This window comes from Bacillota bacterium (assembly GCA_012727955.1).
In the GTDB taxonomy this organism is placed as follows: domain Bacteria; phylum Bacillota; class Limnochordia; order DTU087; family JAAYGB01; genus JAAYGB01.
In genome coordinates this window covers 1-19507 of record JAAYGB010000066.1, presented here as the reverse complement: position 1 = coordinate 19507, position 19507 = coordinate 1, and the positions used below count along the sequence as shown (strand labels likewise).

Annotated in this window: 20 protein-coding genes and 1 pseudogene; 6 read left to right on the top strand and 15 right to left on the bottom strand. The window is 53.2% G+C overall.

Translation table 11 applies throughout. The features are described from left to right. The first annotated feature begins 152 nt into the window (after positions 1–152). Positions 153–674, top strand: coding sequence for a DUF3189 family protein (locus GX030_10690; GenBank protein NLV92839.1), 522 nt, complete (start codon positions 153–155; stop codon positions 672–674). 135 nt (positions 675–809) lie between these two features. On the opposite strand, the gene GX030_10685 is transcribed toward GX030_10690, so the two are convergent. The 8 genes and pseudogenes from GX030_10685 to GX030_10650 form a co-directional block, all read right to left on the bottom strand. Further along, positions 810–1448 (bottom strand): hypothetical protein, encoded by a 639-nt coding sequence (locus tag GX030_10685; protein ID NLV92838.1) that lies wholly within the window; start codon positions 1446–1448, stop codon positions 810–812. A 159-nt stretch (positions 1449–1607) separates the two neighbouring features. Continuing rightward, positions 1608–2231 carry a cyclase family protein gene (locus tag GX030_10680; GenBank protein ID NLV92837.1) on the bottom strand — a complete coding sequence of 208 codons (624 nt, stop codon included), beginning with the start codon at positions 2229–2231 and terminating at the stop codon, positions 1608–1610. Then, positions 2228–3745 carry a glucose-6-phosphate dehydrogenase gene (locus GX030_10675; GenBank protein ID NLV92836.1) on the bottom strand — a complete coding sequence of 506 codons (1518 nt, stop codon included), beginning with the start codon at positions 3743–3745 and terminating at the stop codon, positions 2228–2230. Before GX030_10675 ends, GX030_10680 begins: the two co-directional genes overlap by 4 nt. Positions 3746–3859: 114 nt before the next feature. Next, positions 3860–5179 carry a hypothetical protein gene (locus GX030_10670; protein ID NLV92835.1) on the bottom strand — a complete coding sequence of 440 codons (1320 nt, stop codon included), beginning with the start codon at positions 5177–5179 and terminating at the stop codon, positions 3860–3862. Between the two features lie 22 nt (positions 5180–5201). Beyond that, positions 5202–7217 carry a hypothetical protein gene (locus GX030_10665; protein ID NLV92834.1) on the bottom strand — a complete coding sequence of 672 codons (2016 nt, stop codon included), beginning with the start codon at positions 7215–7217 and terminating at the stop codon, positions 5202–5204. Positions 7218–7818: 601 nt separating this feature from the next. Then, positions 7819–8031, bottom strand: a pseudogene (locus GX030_10660) (hypothetical protein). 251 nt (positions 8032–8282) lie between these two features. Then, the gene (locus GX030_10655) at positions 8283–8690 is read right to left on the bottom strand and encodes a biopolymer transporter ExbD (GenBank protein NLV92833.1); all 408 of its coding nucleotides are present in this window, start codon (positions 8688–8690) and stop codon (positions 8283–8285) included. Further along, on the bottom strand, positions 8690–9304 hold the full coding sequence (locus GX030_10650) for a MotA/TolQ/ExbB proton channel family protein (protein ID NLV92832.1): 615 nt from the start codon (positions 9302–9304) through the stop codon (positions 8690–8692). The genes GX030_10655 and GX030_10650 overlap by 1 nt, the downstream gene beginning before the upstream one ends. A 213-nt stretch (positions 9305–9517) precedes the next feature. On the opposite strand from GX030_10650, the gene GX030_10645 reads away from it, so the two are divergent. Further along, positions 9518–9778, top strand: coding sequence for a hypothetical protein (locus GX030_10645; GenBank protein NLV92831.1), 261 nt, complete (start codon positions 9518–9520; stop codon positions 9776–9778). Positions 9779–9858: 80 nt separating this feature from the next. On the opposite strand, the gene GX030_10640 is transcribed toward GX030_10645, so the two are convergent. Together GX030_10640 and GX030_10635 are read right to left on the bottom strand one after the other, a co-directional pair. Then, the gene (locus GX030_10640; protein ID NLV92830.1) at positions 9859–10419 is read right to left on the bottom strand and encodes a GNAT family N-acetyltransferase; all 561 of its coding nucleotides are present in this window, start codon (positions 10417–10419) and stop codon (positions 9859–9861) included. Positions 10420–10540: 121 nt separating this feature from the next. Beyond that, positions 10541–11368 (bottom strand): PHP domain-containing protein, encoded by an 828-nt coding sequence (locus GX030_10635; GenBank protein NLV92829.1) that lies wholly within the window; start codon positions 11366–11368, stop codon positions 10541–10543. Between the two features lie 125 nt (positions 11369–11493). On the opposite strand from GX030_10635, the gene GX030_10630 reads away from it, so the two are divergent. After that, positions 11494–12528 carry a Gfo/Idh/MocA family oxidoreductase gene (locus GX030_10630; GenBank protein NLV92828.1) on the top strand — a complete coding sequence of 345 codons (1035 nt, stop codon included), beginning with the start codon at positions 11494–11496 and terminating at the stop codon, positions 12526–12528. A 113-nt stretch (positions 12529–12641) separates the two neighbouring features. Here the strand turns inward: GX030_10630 and GX030_10625 are convergent, their stop codons facing one another. The 3 genes from GX030_10625 to GX030_10615 are packed head-to-tail and all read right to left on the bottom strand — an operon-like array spanning position 12642 to position 14223. Continuing rightward, positions 12642–13403 (bottom strand): SigB/SigF/SigG family RNA polymerase sigma factor, encoded by a 762-nt coding sequence (locus tag GX030_10625; protein ID NLV92827.1) that lies wholly within the window; start codon positions 13401–13403, stop codon positions 12642–12644. Positions 13404–13413: 10 nt separating this feature from the next. Next, positions 13414–13857, bottom strand: a complete 444-nt coding sequence (locus tag GX030_10620) for an anti-sigma F factor (GenBank protein ID NLV92826.1) — start codon at positions 13855–13857, stop codon at positions 13414–13416. 24 nt (positions 13858–13881) lie between these two features. Next, positions 13882–14223 carry an anti-sigma factor antagonist gene (locus tag GX030_10615; protein ID NLV92825.1) on the bottom strand — a complete coding sequence of 114 codons (342 nt, stop codon included), beginning with the start codon at positions 14221–14223 and terminating at the stop codon, positions 13882–13884. Between the two features lie 340 nt (positions 14224–14563). Between GX030_10615 and GX030_10610 the strand changes: the two genes are divergently transcribed. The 3 genes from GX030_10610 to GX030_10600 are packed head-to-tail and all read left to right on the top strand — an operon-like array spanning position 14564 to position 17711. Beyond that, positions 14564–16063, top strand: coding sequence for an NAD(P)/FAD-dependent oxidoreductase (locus GX030_10610; GenBank protein NLV92824.1), 1500 nt, complete (start codon positions 14564–14566; stop codon positions 16061–16063). Continuing rightward, positions 16063–17346 carry an FAD-dependent oxidoreductase gene (locus GX030_10605; GenBank protein NLV92823.1) on the top strand — a complete coding sequence of 428 codons (1284 nt, stop codon included), beginning with the start codon at positions 16063–16065 and terminating at the stop codon, positions 17344–17346. Before GX030_10610 ends, GX030_10605 begins: the two co-directional genes overlap by 1 nt. Next, positions 17343–17711: a DUF1667 domain-containing protein gene (locus GX030_10600; protein NLV92822.1), complete on the top strand. Its 369-nt coding sequence runs from the start codon at positions 17343–17345 to the stop codon at positions 17709–17711. The genes GX030_10605 and GX030_10600 overlap by 4 nt, the downstream gene beginning before the upstream one ends. A gap of 95 nt (positions 17712–17806) precedes the next feature. Here the strand turns inward: GX030_10600 and GX030_10595 are convergent, their stop codons facing one another. Next, positions 17807–18316, bottom strand: coding sequence for an ECF transporter S component (locus GX030_10595; GenBank protein NLV92821.1), 510 nt, complete (start codon positions 18314–18316; stop codon positions 17807–17809). A gap of 23 nt (positions 18317–18339) precedes the next feature. Further along, the gene (locus GX030_10590; protein NLV92820.1) at positions 18340–19437 is read right to left on the bottom strand and encodes a hypothetical protein; all 1098 of its coding nucleotides are present in this window, start codon (positions 19435–19437) and stop codon (positions 18340–18342) included. Between the last annotated feature and the right edge of the window lie 70 nt (positions 19438–19507).

The window sequence follows — 19507 nt, the reverse complement described above, 5'->3', positions numbered from 1 at the left end:
AAACACCTACACCTAGTTCATATTCTCAGTTAGATACCCGATACCCTGCAATTGCAAGGGCTTTGAGAAGAGTGAAATCCCGCTCTGTATATCCTCCCTTGACCTGAGGACACACTACAACAGTGATCACTATCGGAGGGGGGTTGGGCACAATGAAGATCGTCTACCATGACTACGGAGGTTCCCACTCCACCGCCACCGCGGCTGCCATTCACCTTGGGTTGATCTCTGCCAGCCAGGTTCCAACGGCAAAAATTCTCAATACCGCAGTGCCCCTCTTTGATGCCTTGACTGCTTCCGATCACGGTACCCTATTTTATTTAGGGAAAGACGATAGTGATCATGATGTTTATGTCCTTCCTCGGCGAAACCAAAGTCAGATGGTACTCAACGCAGTGAAGTCGACGATTGCTGCGATGGAAGGTGACGTCGATGAGTGGATTTTCGTCGATACACTGCCCACGGTCAATACCTGGATGCGGATCGGTGGGTATCTGTCCCGCCGGCAGGGGATGATCTGGTTGGGGCGTCCTATCGTCACCTTTGGTACGAGAAAGGCCTTCCCTCTCATTCGTGATCTGGTGGCTCAAACCAAGGCTAGAGTCGCAAAGATCCAATCGGCAAGGTCTCAGGCGCCGCCAATGGACCAGCAAAGCCCCCTGGATAGTGACTGAGGTTAAAAAAATAGGCAGCCAGTAGAGGCTGCCGCATGAGAGGTTGGTTAGTGAGCAATTTCAAGCACGATTATTCTACCACTTCCTTGTTTCTATCCCGTAAATTCAGTGTAAACTCTAGTTAACAATTGTCCGTCAGCTGCGAATCTTTCCCTCGAGCCCCAAGAGCCGGGTAGACAGGCTGTCGGGCTGTCCCTCCCGATGCACTACCTGTTCCTCCTGGATTAGGCCAAGCCCAGGGACAAACAGCTGCTGTTTAATAATCGATAGGTCGCCGATTCGTCCGTACCCAATTATCTCCGTTGCCAAGTGGGACTTCCCAGCGATGGTCACTGGTTGCTGGTTTCCCACTCGATAGTACATTTGACCCGGCAATGACTGCTTACCATTGGAGACTTCACCGAACCATTCCCAGGTAGCTCCCGGTTCAATGGGCAGCCTCAAGATGGGTTCCGCCGGTGTCAGCACCCAGGAATCCCTACCATCATAGTAGGAGAAGCGGCGAACTTCATCAGCGCTTAACTGCAGCAGCTCCCTGCTCAGCAAGGTATCTCCACTTTTCCACTCCAGCTTTGCACTGGTTCCCGACTGCAGCAGCTTAATCGCCAAAGTTCGCGTCCTGCCGGTATCGGTTTGAAACAGTCTGCTCTGCCCAACACCGAGAATTTGCTGCCAAGATGGTTCTTGTGCAGAGGCGTAGACGGCAAAGACTGTAAGGGCTAATGCCATGATTGCTGTGACTATGACTGTGACTAATGCTGTCTTTGGTTGCACCTATTCTTACCGCCTTTCTGGCTCGCCAACCATCCCCTCGCTAAACTAAACTTGCTTTCCTGCTTATCCTGTGTTTTCAAGCAGAAGGTACATAAAGTGTCTATATTCTATTTTCTTGCTATTCCCACTAAAACCTTTCTGTATATTCTGGGATAACCATCAGTCAGTCCACAGCACCACCCGAGCTGGGGCTGCCTCGGCCCCCGGTACCGCTAGGGGCAAGGCACTCATCATATACTCTCCCGGAGGAACCTCTGCCAGCTGTAGGCCTTCGATAATCAAGATCCCATGGGACAACAACAGCCTATGGGTGCGGTGATCCGGTTGCGATCTTTCGATGCCCAGCGCATCGATTCCAACGCCATCGATCCCCACATTCACAAGGTACTCTGCCGCCTCGCCGGTAACATAGACAAACTCAGGATCGAACTCTCGGCGAGTCTGTAGGGAGTTTCGGGTCTTGAGGATAATGAACTCTCCCCCTTTGATACCCCACGGCTGAAGGTCCTGAACCTCGATGCCACCCCGTACTGAGGTCAGATCCAGCACCCGACAGGACCGCAGTAATCTGTCTAGGGGAATTTGATCAATGGTCTTACCTTCCGGGACGAAGTGCAAAGGTGCGTCAACGTGGGTTCCCGTATGCATGTCAAGGGACAGCCGGGTTTCCCTTGCTCCTTGATCAAAATCCCGAGTGATTGTCAACTGAGGGCGCTTGTTGGGGTTATTCTTGTAAACTACCATACTTTCCTCAATCGGCATGCTGACATCATAGAGTTTCAAGGGGACTCAATCCTTTCTGGATCCACCCATTGTCGACCATCCCGAGCGATAAGCCCTTGGGCTGCCTTCGGGCCCCAGGAACCCGCGGGATAGGTCTCCACCGGCACTTTTTGTTCCTTCCACGCGGCGTTGATGGAATCAATGAACCGCCAAGCATGTTCTACCTCGTCCCAGCGTGTAAACAAAGTGGAGTCTCCCCGCATCGCGTCATAGAGCAGTCGTTCATAGGCCTCGGGGGAGTTGATTCCCTCGCGACAGTTTTGACAAAAGTCCATCTGGACCGGGATGATCTCCGGCTTGGTCCCGGGACGCTTGGCATTGAATTGGAGGAAAACTCCCTCTTGGGGCTGCACACGAATTACCAGCATGTTGGCCTGGGGCCCGGAGAAGTCCTTAAAATACAGGATACCCGGCAGCTCCTTAAAGAGAATAATAATTTCACTGGACTTGATGGGCAACCGCTTTCCCGTTCGCAGATAAAAGGGCACACCGGCCCAGCGGAAATTATTGATTTCTGTGCGCAAAGCAACGAAGGTCTCCGTCTGCGAATTGGGATCGACCCGCTCCTCCTCCCGATATCCCGCCACCTTCCTGCCTCGACTGACTCCAGCTCCGTACTGGCCCCGGACCGTGTGGCTGATTATATTTTTGCCATTGATTGGTTCCAGGGCTCTCAGCACCTTGACCTTCTCGTCCCTAATGGCATCGGGCTCAAGACTGACGGGAGGCTCCATGGCTGTCAAGGTGAGCAGCTGAAGCATGTGGTTTTGCACCATGTCCCGCAGGGCCCCGGCAGACTCATAGTAGGGACCGCGCCCTTCAATTCCTTCGATCTCGCTGAGGTTGATTTGAACATGATCGATGTAGCGGTTGTTCCACAGGGGTTCAAACAAAGAATTGGCAAAGCGAATTACCATGAGATTCTGCAGCATTTCCTTGCCGAGGTAGTGATCGATGCGATAAATCTCCCTTTCCGAAAAGGCCTCCCTTAGTTGCTCATTGAGTTGTTGGGCCGATGCCAAGTCGTATCCGAAGGGCTTTTCAATGATCACCCGGCGCCAGCCATCTTGGGAACTGGTCAGTCCGTGATCCCGTAGTTTGGTGGCAATCTGGCCAAAGTGTTCCGGTGCCACTGCCAGATAGAAGAGGTAACGGCCTTGAGTGTTGTGGCGCTGATCAATTTCCTGCAAGAATTGGGCTAGGCTTCGGTATCCCTCGTCATCATAGAAATCAAAGCGCCGATAGTGAAACATCGACAGGAATTTGTCCCGCTCATCGGCAGCAGAGAACTTCTCTCGGGAGTACTTGGCAATGCTGTCGGCCACGTCTTGGCGGACCGACTCCGTCGATTTATCACGCCGGCCGATAGATACCACGGTGAAGGTATCCGGCAATAGTTGGTCTCGGTACAGGTTGTAAATAGCAGGATACAATTTGCGATGAGTTAGATCTCCGGTGGCTCCGAAAATAACTAAGACACACGGCTCTAAGCTATCACCGATGAGTGGCTTCATCGGACACACCCTTTCTAATTACCTTGACATAACCAATTGTTCCCATCTTCGGCAAACAAAAAACGCCGGCTGTGGTCCAGCCAGCGTTTCTTTGGCAAATTCCGTAATATACAACTATGAACCCATCACGAAGAGGAGAATAATGGCCAGCCCGCCGCCGAGCATGAGGAAGCTGTTGGTGCGCTTCAGCTGCTCAATTTCCTCAAGACTTCTAGCCTTCTGCTCGTTAAGCTCCTGGCGGAGGCTGTTGACATCCTGCTCCAAGACTCGGTAACGCTGCAGAGCCATGGAAATATTGGTATCCAGGTCTTTCCCCAATTCCTCATCCAGGGTAGTGACAACTTTACCGATTCTAACGACGGTATCCTCTACCGCGATGAACCGCTGCCGCAACAGGTCTACCTCGGCCTTGAGTTCCTCGATTCGCCCTTGATACCCTGTAATTTGCTTCTGCAAAGCAGCAATGGTTTCAGCTTGAGCTTCATCCCGTTGCTCCAACGCCGCCAACATCTCCTGGGCCTGCTGAAGCTGTGCCTCAAGCTCAGTGATTTCCGTCTCCTGTTCAGCTATGACAGTACCAAAACCATCCTCCAGCGCCAGCACCTGCTGGGTTAGCTCCTGTAAGGAGACCCCCTGGGACTGCAGAGTCTGTAGGAGCTCGCTGTCGGCAGCAGCCAACTCATCTCGGACCATTGCCAGGGCCATCTCCCGTTCCTGGAATCGGCTCTCAACGTTGACGTCTAAGATCTCTTCCAAAGCGACAATTGCCTCGATGGCTTCTGCCAGCACCGCGGAGTTTGCATCCAGGATGCGGCTGTGCTCTGCTACGGAAGATTGCAGGTTGTCTACGGCTCCGGAGATCTCAAAAACGGAAGCAGACAAGGCCTCGATCTTTCCATCCACCTGGCTCAGGGCCGCCAAACTATTGGCCTCACTGGCCTGAAGTTCCCGCTTCAGCAGATCCACTTCTTCCGTCAGCTGTGCATCGGTCTGTGTCAAAAAGTCGACACTGTCATATACCTGTTGTTTGACAGCCTCAGAAGTTTTCTCCAATTGCTCTACCCGGGCAAACAACTCATCGTTTTCCTCGTACAAGGAAACCAACTCACTGCTAAATTCCGTGGTCAGCCTTCGCAGTAATGCAACGTCCTCCTGGGAAATGTCCAGGCGTCCCTTCTCCATCTCATGGAGAACTTCAGCCACTACGCTGGCCAAGGTGTACCGATCGACATAATCCTCGCCATTAAAGGCGTTACCGGTGGAAAGTTCTAGGTAACCTTCCTCCACCAACTTGACAACGGCCTGATAGGCCCAATGGCTAGGGGCTACGTCGCTGATATTCGGCGCCGCCCACACCGTGCCCGCCAAAGCCATAACCAATAAAGCAACCAATATCGCCGGAACCACAAACCTATTGCTTGTCAGTTTCACCACAGTCTACCTCCCTAAGCCGTACCTACTCAACTTGATAAGGATTTCTGCCCCGAACCAAAATCCTCTCCTGCTCGGAAGCCGACAGGACGAGATCGTGAATCTCAAGGGCGCTAGAGCCAGTTCCTACCGTCCGAAATCCAATTTCCAGCCAATCACCACTGGCTTCGGGATAGGTTTTCTCCAGCTCGACGTTGAAGCGAATTTCTCCCCGCTGGTTGTCTACCAGCAACTGCTGCCAATCACTGTCTTGCCGGCGTCCATCGGGACCAAAGCGCATCAAGGTACCCTTGGCTACCCCCAACCGTCCACCGGTTACCTGCAGTTTCGTGGGATCAAAGCGTAGGATTCCCGCTCCCCCAGCAAAGTCCTTTAGGTTGACCACCCGCAAGTGTCCCACTAGGACCTCTCCCACCTCAAGAGCGTTCTCCTGCTCTGTCCACTGCCACCAGACAGCAGATCGAGCCGGAGGGATGGCGACACTGCCATTGACAACCCGGGAGCCCGTCTCCCTGGAGGTTGTGCGAATGGAATAGGGTATAGCTTCCCCGGTTACCCCCGTGGGTATTAAGCGCCAGCGAAGCCTTTGCGTTTGACCGGGGCCAATGTCACCGGCAAATTTCAACTCTGACTCACCCTTGGCTAAGGCCATTCCCAAGGGAGCCTGGAAGGAGGCGGTAACACGATGGGCGACGGACCCACCGGTATTGGTCAATCTGGCCTCGACTACGAAGGCCCCCGGTGCCCAAGTGCGATCGTTGATGGAAACTTCCTCAGATCTTACGGTCACCTCAAGCCTAGCCGGTGCCAGTATCTCGATGTTACGGTAGACTCGGTTGGTTTCGCTGTTCTTGGCCTCGACTTGAACACTGATTTGAGCAGTGCCTACCTGTGGCTGTCTGGCCCTGACTTGCCAGCGAACCTGAGCTGACGATCCGGTATCGATGTTGCCCAGTCTACGCAAAGTAGATCCGCTAACAACCTCAAAGCCTTCAGGCAGTCGGAGGATAGCAGTAACATCTAGGGCCTCCCCTTCACCGGAGTTTTCTATGTAAGCGATGATAGGAAACTCTTCCGGAGAGCTGGGATCGGCCACTACCTGCGCCGGCGCCGTCACCCCGAGGGACAAGCGACCAGGAGCAATGGTGATTCCACCCATTCCATAGCTGGTCGCATAGCGCAGAGCTTGCCCAGGTTGAAGGGTGACGGGATTCCAAAACAGGGCCATTGCACTATCGAGCTCAAACTCGCCTATGCGAACGAAGTCTCGGCCCGGTTGGAATTGGAACTGCCAAGGAGCATCGGCGACACTACCCCAGTTAGTGAAGTAGATTTCGTCGGGAGCTGTTAAGTCGCTGCCTCGCAGGGTACCCTGAGCCATCACCTGAGGATTGCTCACAGAATCAAAGGCTTGCCAGAATTGAGGTACTTCCGATCCGGCAAATCGCGTGTCTGTCAGAATTGACTGCTCCCTCACCCGGAAGGGTGCACCGTCGTTGGCACCGAGCATCGTGTCCAGGACGACTCGCAGGCCCACGCTGTGTTCCACCACATCCTTGTTGACAAGCTCATATTCAATCCGAGCAGTATCCATTAGGCCAGTGGTCAAGCTTCGGGTAAACCCAAGCCTCTGGCTGACCTCGATACCGGCGATGACATAGGTAGTTACGATTGAGTCATCGACCAATTCCGGTCCCGAGATCCAGGTTCCCGTCGGAACGCCTTGCCCCGCCCTTTTATTCGTTGGGCCTCCAAAGACGTAGTCCCGTTGATCAACCCGGACAGTGGTGTAGGAAGTCCAAGGATTGGCCCGGCCGTAGATCAGCGGCTTGTCGTCATCATTTTGGCGCAAGGGATCTCCTCCGGTGGTATTTACTGAAAACCTGCCGGTGTTCTCGCCGCTACCATTGACGGTGATGGCAATATACTCGTTGGCTAAGATAAAGTCATCCCCGCCTGCAGCCATAGTGGTACCGGAAACCGGCAACATCAGAAGGCACAGAGCCATTAGGCCCAGCAGTGTTCGCTTTAGTGTTTTCAATCCCGGCACTCCCTTTTTAAGTCATCTTTCCAAAGAACAACGACCAAGCTACTTATTCGGCGTAGTCGATATCGGAAACAATGATGTCCACCTCATAGTCTGGCGCTCCGCTGAATCTTACCGTCACCTTGGCGACGTAATCCACGGTGCCCGTGGGGTAACGCAAGCCCCTCTGCATAACTCGTTCAGCGTAATCATCCAAGGACCTGTTGCCCGTGGCTTGCATCACGTTCAAGACTTGGGGGGTACCTCCTCCAGCGGAGAACCGGACCTGTCCCACCCATTCACCGGCAGCACCGGAATCCTGCGCGTCCTTCGGATAGGTAAGCCGAGATAGCGGGAAGATACCATTGGCAGAAGGTAACGGCGGTGGCGGTGGTGGCGGCGGCGGAGCCGGAGGCGTTTCCGGTTCAACGGGCTCAACATCCTCTATCTCTGGTTCCTCGACCGCTTCAGACACCCCAGTCCCTTCTCCCATCGTCCCGTTACCTCCACCTGTACCCTCCTGGGAGGTCACTACCTCTCGGCCCTGCTCACTGGTCATCACCTTGGAACTGCCCTCCGACTCCCTAGCTCCAGGCTGACTCTGCACTGGTTCCGGTGGCACCGGATCAGGCTGCCTTGGTTCTGGCTGGGGCTTGGGCGAAGACTCCATGACGCTGGCCGCCGGCTCCGGTTTCGGCTCCGGCTTGGGCGCAGGCTTGGGTTCTGGCTTTGGCTTCGGGGGTGGTGGCGGTTGCGGTTCAGGCTTGGGTTGTGGCTTCGGCTCTGGCTGGGGTTCGGGCTTGGGTTGTGGTGGTGTGGGCTTTGGTTCGGCAACAGTGGTTGCTGTTGCTTTATCTCCAGTCCCATCTCGAGTTCCTTCCCATGTCCCATCTACCCGAACAACCTGAATTACTCCACCCTCGACACCCCAGGGGGAACCCAAAGACAGCTGACCGGCCAGATCGGGGAAAACATAGAGCAGCACCCCGTGAAGTATCACTGAAAGAATGAGAAAGATTCCAAATCGGCGTTCACTGGCGCTAAAGGTATCCATGCTCTTCACCCCCTAAAAGAAAAAGGTCAGTCATCCCGAGGCTGAACGGCAAGACCAATCCGGTAAGCACCAGCGGTCCGAACGTGGTCCATAGCGGTAATGACGTTGTCATAGCGTGTTTGCTTATCGGCGTTGATGATCACAAACAAATCGGAATTTCTCTCCAAGCGCTGTTTAACAAGGGATTGAATTCGCTGACCGGTCACCCGTTCTCCGGAGACATAGAAGGTTCCATCGGCAGCGACATTAATGGTCAACTCTGTCGGGGCCTGGTTCTGTGCCGTAGCGGCCCGCGGCAACTCAATATTCAATCCCGTTGGCGTAGTCCGAAAAGTTGTAAAAACAATAAAAAAGACCAACAGGAAAAAGATAACGTCGATCAGTGGCACAATGTCCGGCTGAAAGCGCTTACGTGGACGGCGCTTAATAGCCATCAGTACTCACCCCTTGACTCAAGGACATTTAGCAACTCTGAGATGCGCTTGTTCATGTCGGTGACAAACTTATCGATGAGACCGGAGAAGTAAGAGTATATCAACATGGTGGGTATGGCAATGGCCAAGCCCGCTGCTGTAGTGATCAGCGCCTCTGCAATTCCCCCACTCATCGCTGCGGGATCGCCCAGTCCACGCAAGCCAGCCATTACGTTAAAAATCCGAATAATTCCAGTTACCGTGCCCAGCAATCCCAAGAGGGGCGCTACTCCCACCAATACCTCTAGAATCGGCAAGCGTCGCTCCAGCTTGTACACCTCAAGGTTACCCACTTCTTCCATATGTTGACGAATCTCTGGAACCGGTCGATCATAATAAGCAATTCCCGCGGCGATTACAGCAGCCACTGGACCGCGGCTTTTCTTGGCGATCTGCATAGCTTCCAGTACTTTGCCCGACTGTAATGCCAACTTAACATCATCCATCAAATCTTCCGTGTCAATACGACTGCGCCACAGATACCACAGCCGCTCCAGGGATATCGCTACTGCGAAAACGGAGCACAAAAGCAGCGGAATCATCAGTGGGCCGCCCCTAAGGATAATCTCTACCACCGCACATACCTCCCAAATCATTCCATATCAAATGCCTGCAACTGTTACACCTAGTTGGTATTTCGACACCTGGTAATTATGTCCTGCCCTGCCGATCCCCCTTTCAAATATCGTCGTGTTTTTTCGAATAGCCTTTCATCTCTCCTTCAAACACTAAATAGGATTACAGGGATTTCTACAGGATTATGTTAGTAGCGAATTGGGAGGCCTGAAATGGTTGACAAGCATGAGCAATTCATAGAAGAAAAACAGCTAGAGGAGATTGCTTGGAAAAAGTATCGGGACCAAGTGGCTGCAAAACTGGGATTGGCGGAGAAGATTGCCCAGGTGGGGTGGGATTCCCTAACCGCTGCAGAGTGTGGACAGGTAGGCGGGAAACTGAACACCGCAGTTGGAGCCAACTTGCGGCGGAAAATCATTGAAGCGGCTCGGGCAGAAATTGAGCTTCAGCGCGAGGAAGGTGCCAAGGATTAGCTTCAGTGCAAACAAAATACCGGGACGTTTCCTCATTTGGCTCTTTGCCGCCGTGAGGATGCATCCCGGTACCGGACCAGCTAGCTCACTTGTCCTAGATGGCCCTTGTTTTGGGCCTGAAGATATTCGCCCTTGAGAATTCGCATCAAATAAACTACTTCCTCCGAGGTAGAGTTTCCTACCCTGCGCATCACCTTGCCCTCTTTGCGGAAATGGGCCTTTTCATAGCAGCGCAGGGCCCTGGGGTTGTTTTTGGAGACCCTAAGATAAATCCGCTGCAAGTTCAGTTCCTCGAACCCATATTTGACCATGGCTCTGACTGTTTCAGTGCCATATCCCCGGTTCCAATAGCGAGGATCACCGATCCGGATCCGCAGTTCGGCGTCTCCGCTGCGCCACGTGATCTGATCAAACTCTACATCTCCAATGGGATGACCATCTTCAGCCTGGATAATAAACACCTGATTGTGGCGATTTGCCAGTAACTTCTTGTACCACTGCTCACATTCTGCGATACTTTCAGGATACCCGTCGTCGGCGGCGAAGTGGCCTACCTGCTCGTTCTTGGTCCACTCCACAACATAGGGAAAATCCGCAGGTTGAACGGGCCGCAGTACCACCCTTTCCCCACTCAAAATCATTGTGTACTGCCACTCCTTATTCGATTAGATTTGAAGATTGCTGCTGCATCTAGTACTAAGACTCTAGGGACTAGCCCTTTGTTTGTTTTCGTTTTTTTCAGACATTTACCTGCCTGCAAATCTAACCATGTATGGCAGCCTGCAATTGTTCAACCACCTCATACCTAACTTCGGGATATCCCAGTGTCCCATGGGCCTTGGCTCCAGGACCATGATAGTCTGAGCCTCCGGTAGCAATTAGCCGATAGTGCTGAGCTACCTGCAGCCATAGATTGACAGCATTACAGTCATGGGCCGGATAGTACACCTCGATTCCCCCAAGCCCAGCATCCACCAAATCGGAGATGGATAATTGGGCCTCAATGAGCCCGGGATGAGCTAAGACAGCCACTCCATGGGCCCCCTTGATGGCGGCAATGGCCTGGGGTGGTGTCAGTTTCGTCCTTGGTACATATCCGGGTTTGCCTCTACCCAACAAGCGGTCAAAGGCCGCTTCCACCGACGAGAGATAGCCTTTGTCCACCAGTACCCGGGCAAGATGGGGTCGGCCAATTGTCCCGGATTCAGCCTTTGCCTCAACTTCTTCCAAGGTGATTTCGTAGCCTAGAGAGTTGAGCCGGTTCACCATTTCCACCATCCGATGACTGCGACCCTGCCGCATCCTGTTTAGTAACCCGTTGAATTCGGCGTTCATGTGATCGACGAAGTATCCCAGAATGTGAACCTCCGCCTCGCCCACTTCCGTACTCAATTCCACCCCGGGAATTACGTCAATCCCCACAGAATTTCCAGCAGCCGTTGCCAAATCGATACCCTCTACCGTGTCGTGGTCCGTGAGAGCGACGGCCGACAGTCCCTTCTCTTTGGCCGCACCTACCATTTCTTCCACTGACCATGTACCATCGGAATAATTGGAATGTACGTGCAAGTCAACCAGCCTTTTTTTCATCAAGAAGTCCTCCTTACGGCAAGGATCGAGCATTGCGGCTTTAGGCAGGAAGTATCAACCAAAACACGAAGTATATACCCCGTAACACAAATTCTTAATATAATGCGTATAAGGGAGGAATAGCAGTGACAGTCAAGTTTGGTATCATCGGCTGTGGATCTATCTGTCGGCATCGCCATGCTCCGGAACTGGCCGCCAATCCTCAGGCCGAGATTCTAGCTTTCTGTGACATCGTGCCTGAGCGGGCCGATGCTATGGTAGAGCTCTACGGCGGGAAGGCCTATACCGATTGGAAGGACGTGGTGGCAGATCCGAAGATCGACGCCATCGTTGTCTGCCTCCCCAACTACCTGCATGCTCCTGTAACCATTGCAGCCCTGAAGGCAGGCAAACACGTATTGTGCGAAAAACCGATGGCTACCTCCGCCGAAGAGGCCGAGGAGATGATCCAGGCTGCCAAGGACAGCGGGAAGTATTTGATGATCGGTCACAACCAACGCCTCATGCCTCCTCATGTCAAGGCAAAGGAGATTCTTGACAGCGGTAAGCTCGGCAAGGTGCTCACCTTCCGGACCACCTTTGGTCACGCCGGTCCCGAGGGATGGTGTGTTGATAAGTCCGTCAAGACTTGGTTCTTCCAGAAGGACAAGGCCTTCATCGGAGCCATGGGTGACCTGGGCGTTCACAAGGCCGACTTGATCCGCTGGCTTCTGGGTGAAGAGGTCGTTGAGGTCGGTGCCTTTGTTGGTACCCTAGACAAGCGCTATGAGGACGGCAGCTTGATTAACGTCGATGACAATGCTACTTGTATCCTGCGTACCGAAAGCGGCATCATCGGTACCCTCATCGCCAGCTGGACCTATCGAGGCGGTGAAGATAACGGTACGATTCTCTACTGTGAGAACGGTGTGATGAAGATTGGTTATGATCCCAACTTCCAGGTCACCGTTACCTACCGAGACGGCACCGAAGAGTGCTACAACGTAGGTGCTATCGCTACCAACGAAAGACAGGTCACCAGTGGCGTCAGTGAGGCCTTCGTTAACTCCATCGTCAACGAGAAGGCTCCCGAGATTTCCGGTGAAGAGGGCTATGAAGCCTTGAAGATTATCTTGGCTTGCCTCAAATCAACGGAGAGCAAGCAAATCGCCAAGGTCTGAGGGTGATTACTTCACTGTAAGATAAAGCCACGAAAAGGGACTGTCCCTATGGTGTTGCATAACACAGGGCAGTCCCTTTTTTGCTTTAGTCTTCCCTGTGGGTATCCCTGCCGTCAATCTAGTCTCGATCTTAAGGTAAGCAGGATATTCTTCTCCATCCGGGATACATGGGCTTGGGACACTCCCAAAAGGGAGGCGATCTCTGATTGGGTTTTCTCTTCGAAGAAGCGTAACTTAATGAAACTCTGCTCTTGGGCAGATAGACTCTCAAAAACTTGGCGTAGGGCCATATTCTCAATGGCAGCATCAGTGTTGGCTGGCACACCGATTTGGTCCTGGAGCAAGACTGGTTGTCCCTCGTCTTCATAAATTACTGCTTGGAGTGATGCCAGCTCCTGATGGGCCTCCAAGGAAGCCACTAAATCCTCCGGCGATACCTCCAGGGCTTCCGCCAGTTCCCGCAGGGTTGGAGTTCGTTCTAGGGCTTGTTCTAGGGTCGCGCTGACTTGAGCCGCCCGATGGGCCAATTCCTTTAAGGAGCGGCTGACCCGAATCGTCTGATCCTCCCGGAGATGACGCCGGATCTCGCCAATGATCATGGGCACAGCATAGGTGGAAAATCTGACATCATAGTCAAGATCAAAGCGCTCCACTGCTCGAGTCAAGCCAATACAGCCGATTTGGAAAAGATCCTCCGGTTCACCCCGTCCCGCGAAGCGTTGGACAACACTCATCACCAAGCGAAGGTTGGCCTCAACTAACTCTTGTTTGGCCTGGGCATCTCCCGACTGGGCCCGGTGCAATAGCTCCTTGGTTTCACAATCACTCAGCGGTTTATACGGCGGCAGTTCTATATGGGATAAGGACCATTCCATAGTAATACCCTCATTCCGCCGTTTCTCTGTTGCCGGCGCTAGGCGATTTCTGCATGATAACTTCGGTGCCCTTGTTGACCTCCGAACGGATATCTAGTTTGTCCATATATTCCTTCATGAACACCATTCCCAACCCCATACGCTGAGTTGGATCCGTGGTAAAGGCCGGCTCCATCGCCCGCTGAATGTCTTCGATACCGACGCCTTCATCCTCCACCCGAATTTCCAGGTAATCGTCATAAAGGGCTACCGTTACCTTGACGATACCCACCCGATCCTTGTAACCATGGATCACCGCATTGGAGACCGCTTCTGAGGTTGCTATCTTAATCTCATCGATTTCATCTAAGGTGAAATCCATCTGCGCGGCAAACATGGCCACAGCAGTACGGGCAAAGGCCACATTCTCCGGTCTACTGGGAAATTCCATTCTTACGTTATTGGGTTCCAACATTACATCCATGCTCTAGTAACCTCCCTAGTAGTGGGCTAGTGCAGCATCCCGCGATGCGGCAACCTCTACAATCTTGGTGATACCGGCCATGGCCAAGACCCTCTCCACTGCCGGCTGTAGGCCAAAGACAATCACCTTTCCTCCCCGGTCACTCACTTTCTTATATCTACCCAAGAGCATCCCCAAACCGGAACTATCGATAAATCTCACCTGGGTTAGGTCAATCACCAGATCAGTGATCCGGGAAGAACCTTCAAGTACGGGATCGATCGCTTCCTTCACTGAATCCGAGGTTACCAGATCCAGTTCACCGGACAGCTTGACCACAAGGGCTCGTCCAACTGTCTCCTTCTCTACTACCGCCACATCTACCCCTCCTTGACCACCCCGTCTGCAATGATCCAAAGGTTCTCTTTGTCCAGCGGGATCCCTCCATTTGTTTCCACCCCAGGGAATCTAATTCCACCGGGCCAAATGTTTCCTTGCCGTTACTGACCATGTCAGGTATAATAGATATACCAACAACATAGTCACGCAAATAGTTCTGTCAGCATTGACTGGAGACCAAGGAGAGAAGTCCTTCTGACAGGGTGGATATCCCTTACCCTGGAAGCAGGACTTTTTTGCGTGTTTGTAGGCATTGCTAGTTTTGCACTGGTAACAATAGATTTACTTACCCCATTATCAATATTAGGAGGCGGAGCAATTGACTAAGGCACCAGAGCTTTACTCAGCCGATGTTGCAATCATCGGCGGCGGTATCGTCGGTACAGCCGTCCTGTATGAATTGTCGCAATATCGGCTACGTCTAGCCCTTATTGAGAAAAACGCTGAAGTCGGCTGGGGAGCAACCAAGGCCAACAGTGGAATTGTCCACGGTGGTTTTCACGATGACCCAAACACCTGGAAGGGCAAGCTGTGTATTCGAGGTAACCAGAAGTTCCCAGAACTGGCCAAGAAGCTTGATGTCGGTTTTCGGCAGAATGGGATTCTGATGGTGGCCTTCTCGGAGGAGGATTTACCGGTCTTAGAGCAACACCTGGAGCGAGGCAAGCTCAATCAGGTACCGGGTATTAGAATCATTTCTCGAGAAGAAGCCTTGGCCCTTGAACCCAATCTCAGTGAGGACGTAATCGCTGCCCTTTACGCACCAGAAGGTGGGATAGTCAATCCCTTTGAAATGGCTATTGCCTTCTCAGAGGTTGCCCAAGCCAATGGAGCTGCCCTCTTTACCGATACCACCGTCATCGGTTTGGAGGACGAATCAGACAGAATTCGCATAGTCACAGACAAGGGAGTTATCTATGCTCGGTATGTCATTAACGCTGCAGGCTTGTATGCCGATGAGGTAGCTCGTTTTGTCGGCGATACCTCCTTTACTATCACCCCCCGCAAAGGTGAAGAGTACCTCATGGACAAGCGGGTGGGAGATCTAGTCCATCGCACCATCTTCCCCACTCCCAGTCCCAAGAGCAAGGGGATCCTGGTCATTCCCACCGCGGAAGGAAACCTGATGATTGGGCCCACCGCTCTGGAATTGCCGGACAAGGAAGCCCTGGACACCACAGCCAGTGGATTTGAAGAGATTGTCACTTCAGTCAGGCGAATTGTTCCCAGGATCAACAGCCGAGACATTATTACCAGCTTTGTCGGACTGCGCGCTGCCTCGGATCGAGGGGACTTTATCCTCGAGCCCTCGTCGAAAACACCGCGACTGATCCATGCAGCAGGCATAGAGTCACCGGGATTGACTGCCGCACCGGCCATCGCCGAAGTATTGACGGAGCTGTTGGTTGAAGCAGGGTTAGAGCTAGAGGAAAATCCGGAAGCGGTAGACAGTCGTCGTCCCTTCCCTCGCTTTCACGCCATGGACAATGAGGAACGGGCTAAACTCATTGCCTCAGACCCCAGCTTTGGGCATATCATCTGCCGCTGTGAAACCATCACGGAAGGTGAGATTGTCGAGGCCATCAAGCGTGGTGCCCGCACCGTCGACGGCATTAAGTTCCGCACGAGAGCCGGTATGGGCCGTTGCCAAGGAGGATTCTGCCAACCCTTGGTAATTGCAATTCTTGCTAGGGAGCTGGGAGTTGATCCCACAGAGATTACCAAGCGGGGTCCCGGTAGTGAGATTTTGTTGGAGCCGGTGAGGAAAGGGTTAGCCAGCGATGACAACGTATCTTCCCAGAAGGAGGAGCTCGTATAGTGAACCAATCACAGTTAACCTTCGATGTGTTGATTATCGGCGGTGGTCCGGCGGGCTTGGCAGCTGCCCTGGCCGCCAAGGAGCAGGGTGCTGAGAAAGTTGCCATCTTTGAGCGCAGTAATGAACTCGGTGGTATTCTGCAGCAATGTATCCATAACGGTTTTGGACTCCATCGGTTCAAGGAGGAGTTGACAGGACCGGAGTACGCTGCTCGTTTCATGGAGGAAGTTGAGGCCAAAGATATCGACGTCTACCTCAACACTATGGTGATCTCCTTGACCAAGGAGCGTCGGGTAACCGCGGTTTCCTCCGAGCATGGATTAATAGAGTGCGATGCCAAAGCCGTTGTGCTGGCGATGGGCTGTCGGGAAAGGACGCGAGGTGCGATTAACATTCCTGGTTTTCGTCCCGCGGGAGTGTTCACCGCAGGAGCGGCCCAACGCTTTATTAACATCGACGGCTATATGCCTGGAAAAGATGTAGTTATTCTCGGTTCCGGTGACATCGGCTTGATTATGGCACGTCGCTTTACCTTGGAGGGAGCTAAGGTTCACGCAGTAGTGGAGATACTGCCCTACGCCGCCGGATTGGCCCGGAACGTGGCCCAGTGCCTTGAGGACTTTGCCATCCCACTGCACTTGCAGTCAACGGTGATTAACATCCAAGGGCGAGAGCGGGTAGAGTCGGTAACTATCGCCAAGGTCGACGATCAAAGGCGCCCCATTCCCGGCACCGAGCAGGTGATCAAGTGTGATACCCTGCTGCTGTCGGTGGGTCTGATTCCAGAAAACGAACTATCGCTGGATGCCGAAGTTGCCTTGGACTCCGCCACCTCAGGGCCCGTAGTCAATGAATTGCGGGAGACCCAAACTTCCGGCATCTTCGCCTGCGGAAACGTCCTCCATGTCCACGACCTGGTGGACTATGTCAGCGAGGAAGCAGAAATTGCCGGTAGAGCTGCCGCCCTTTACGCTCTGGGACAGCTGCCTGAAGCCCAGGAGACCACCGTTACTCTCAAGGCCGGAAACGGGGTTCGCTATGTTCTCCCCCAGAGTGTGAAGTACGGAGAGCCCTTCGATCTTTACCTTCGGGTCACAGAACCTAAGGAGAACGTGGTGCTTCACATCGGCGACAAGCAGGTACGCCGCCGTACCGTTAAACCCAGTGAGATGCTGAAGATTCCGATCCGGGAAAATGACCTTCAGGCCTGGCAGGGTCAGACAGAGATTACCGTGGAAATGACCGCTGCCACCTCGCAGAAAAAGGAGGCCGCCTCACAATGACAAACAAAGTTCTCACTAAAACCTGTATTGTCTGTCCCATCGGCTGCGAGTTATCGATCACCATCGACGAGAATAATGAATTTGTCAGTGTTAGCGGCAATCAGTGTCGTCGAGGCGAGGACTATGCTGTCAATGAAATCAACAACCCCCAACGGGTAATCACTACCACCGTAGCCATCGACAGCAAGGAGCTGCGCCTATTACCGGTCCGCACCAAGGAAGCAATCCCTAAGGACTTGATTTTTGCCGCAATGAAGGAGCTGGAGAAGGTAAAAGTCCAGGCTCCCGTCAAAGTCGGTGACGTAATCATTGCCGATCTGTTGGGTACCGGAGTACCAGTGATTGCAGCCCGCAACGCCAAATAAAGCTGGGCCTGATAAAGGGCCTTGGCAGAGAATAAAGTGACAAACCAAAAAGGCGCAGGCTCCTGACCACAGGAATCTGCGCCGATTTCTTGCCTTTATAGAGGATCTACTCGATGTCGCAGGATTTGAATCAGCGGGATTGCCAAGGCAATGCTGGCCACCGCCTGCCCGACATTGCCACCAATACTGGTTGCAGCCACCACGGGGCTGCCATAGATGATGGTCGCGGCGAGAAAATAGCCAAAGACCATCCAGAGTCCAGCAACTGCCAATCCAGCTAGGGTTCTTCTCACTCCCAATCCCTTTCGTACCCCAGGGTAGACCATCAACCCAACAATCAAGCCCTCAATTCCCTTGATGAGCAGTGTCCAGGGTGCCCAGTGAGGATAACCCGCCAAAAGGTCCGCCAGGGCTGAACCCAGTCCTCCGGCTACCAGACCGACGGTTCCACCAAACAACCCGCCTCCGACAAAGATAATCGTATCACCGATGTTGACAAATCCCTTGGTTCCTGGCATCGGAACCTGGATTACCATCGTCGCTACGGCTACGAGAGCCACCAATACTGCAGTGATTACCAAACTTCTAATCCCTTGAACATGCATCAATAACCATCCCTATTCTCAAATTAAGCCAATAAAGCAAAACCCATCGTACCATCTTCCAGCAAACAAGGGCGAAGTCTTGGCGCCCTACCCCATCGGCGTTCATGCTGGGGATAAAACTTCTTCTGCAGATACTCGGCTAAGTTGGACTGGACCAGTTCTTCCATGGTCTTAATCCCTTCTGGTCCGAAGGTGCTGCTCAGCCAACGGCACAGATCCCCATACCCTGCCCCTTGGCCTGAGCTCGTCAGTTCAGTGAAGGCGTAGTTCACCAGATCATGGCCGAAGTCCCTCCGCCACTGCAGTACCGCTTTCTGCCAGGATTCTGCCAGGCGACATACCCCGGCGTTTGCATAGTTATCCAACAGGCTCCGGTCTGTCTCAGACAGCCCATACAACCGATAGACACAAAGGTCTAGGATCTCAATCAGGATCAGTACCCCCCGATAAAAGCCGGCGATGATGGTGTCCAGTTGTTGGCAAATTGCCGCCAAGTCCTGTTTCCCACTTTCCGTTAAGGGCGGTTGGCGATAGTCTGGACTGGTGGGATCCCATTGATCCCGGATCCTTTCCACGGCGACCAACAACCGCGTCACCAAGGAGATCAGACGATGCTCCTCGGGAGTTGGCGATGGCAGCGGTAATCGCTGCACATCTCGCACCTGGAAGTTCACCGAGGGGTTTATCGCCTCTAGGAAATACCCAGCTAAGCGGCTGTTCAATACCCCGAGAAGAAACCACAGATCCCTCGGCCGATTGGGAATCACCAGATTCGCCGCCATGTCTGCCATGTGTCCCGGTGGCAGGTACTTGGCCGAAAAGCCTCGACTGCTTAACATCCCAAAGGTAATCCCCTCTTGAAACCACAGGGACTTGTTGGGCAGCTGTGCCGAATAATGAGTCCGATAGTGTTCTTGAGCCTCGGGCGACCAGTCCACAACAAACCGAGCCCGGCGATAAAAGGGAAATCCGCTGGTTTGTTTTTCATAGGGAACCCAATCACCGCCGGGATCTGCTTGCCACCAATATCGCAGAAATCTCTTATTGTCTGAAGTTTTCATTCCCAGGGCAACCCGGGCCCAATCCTTCAGGGGCGGTAGTGCTGCAAAGGCTTGCCGCATTCGAAGTGGGAGCTCATTCAGGAAAGCTTGGTCCGGCAGGGAGGCCGACTCTTCGCTTCCTAATTGCTGG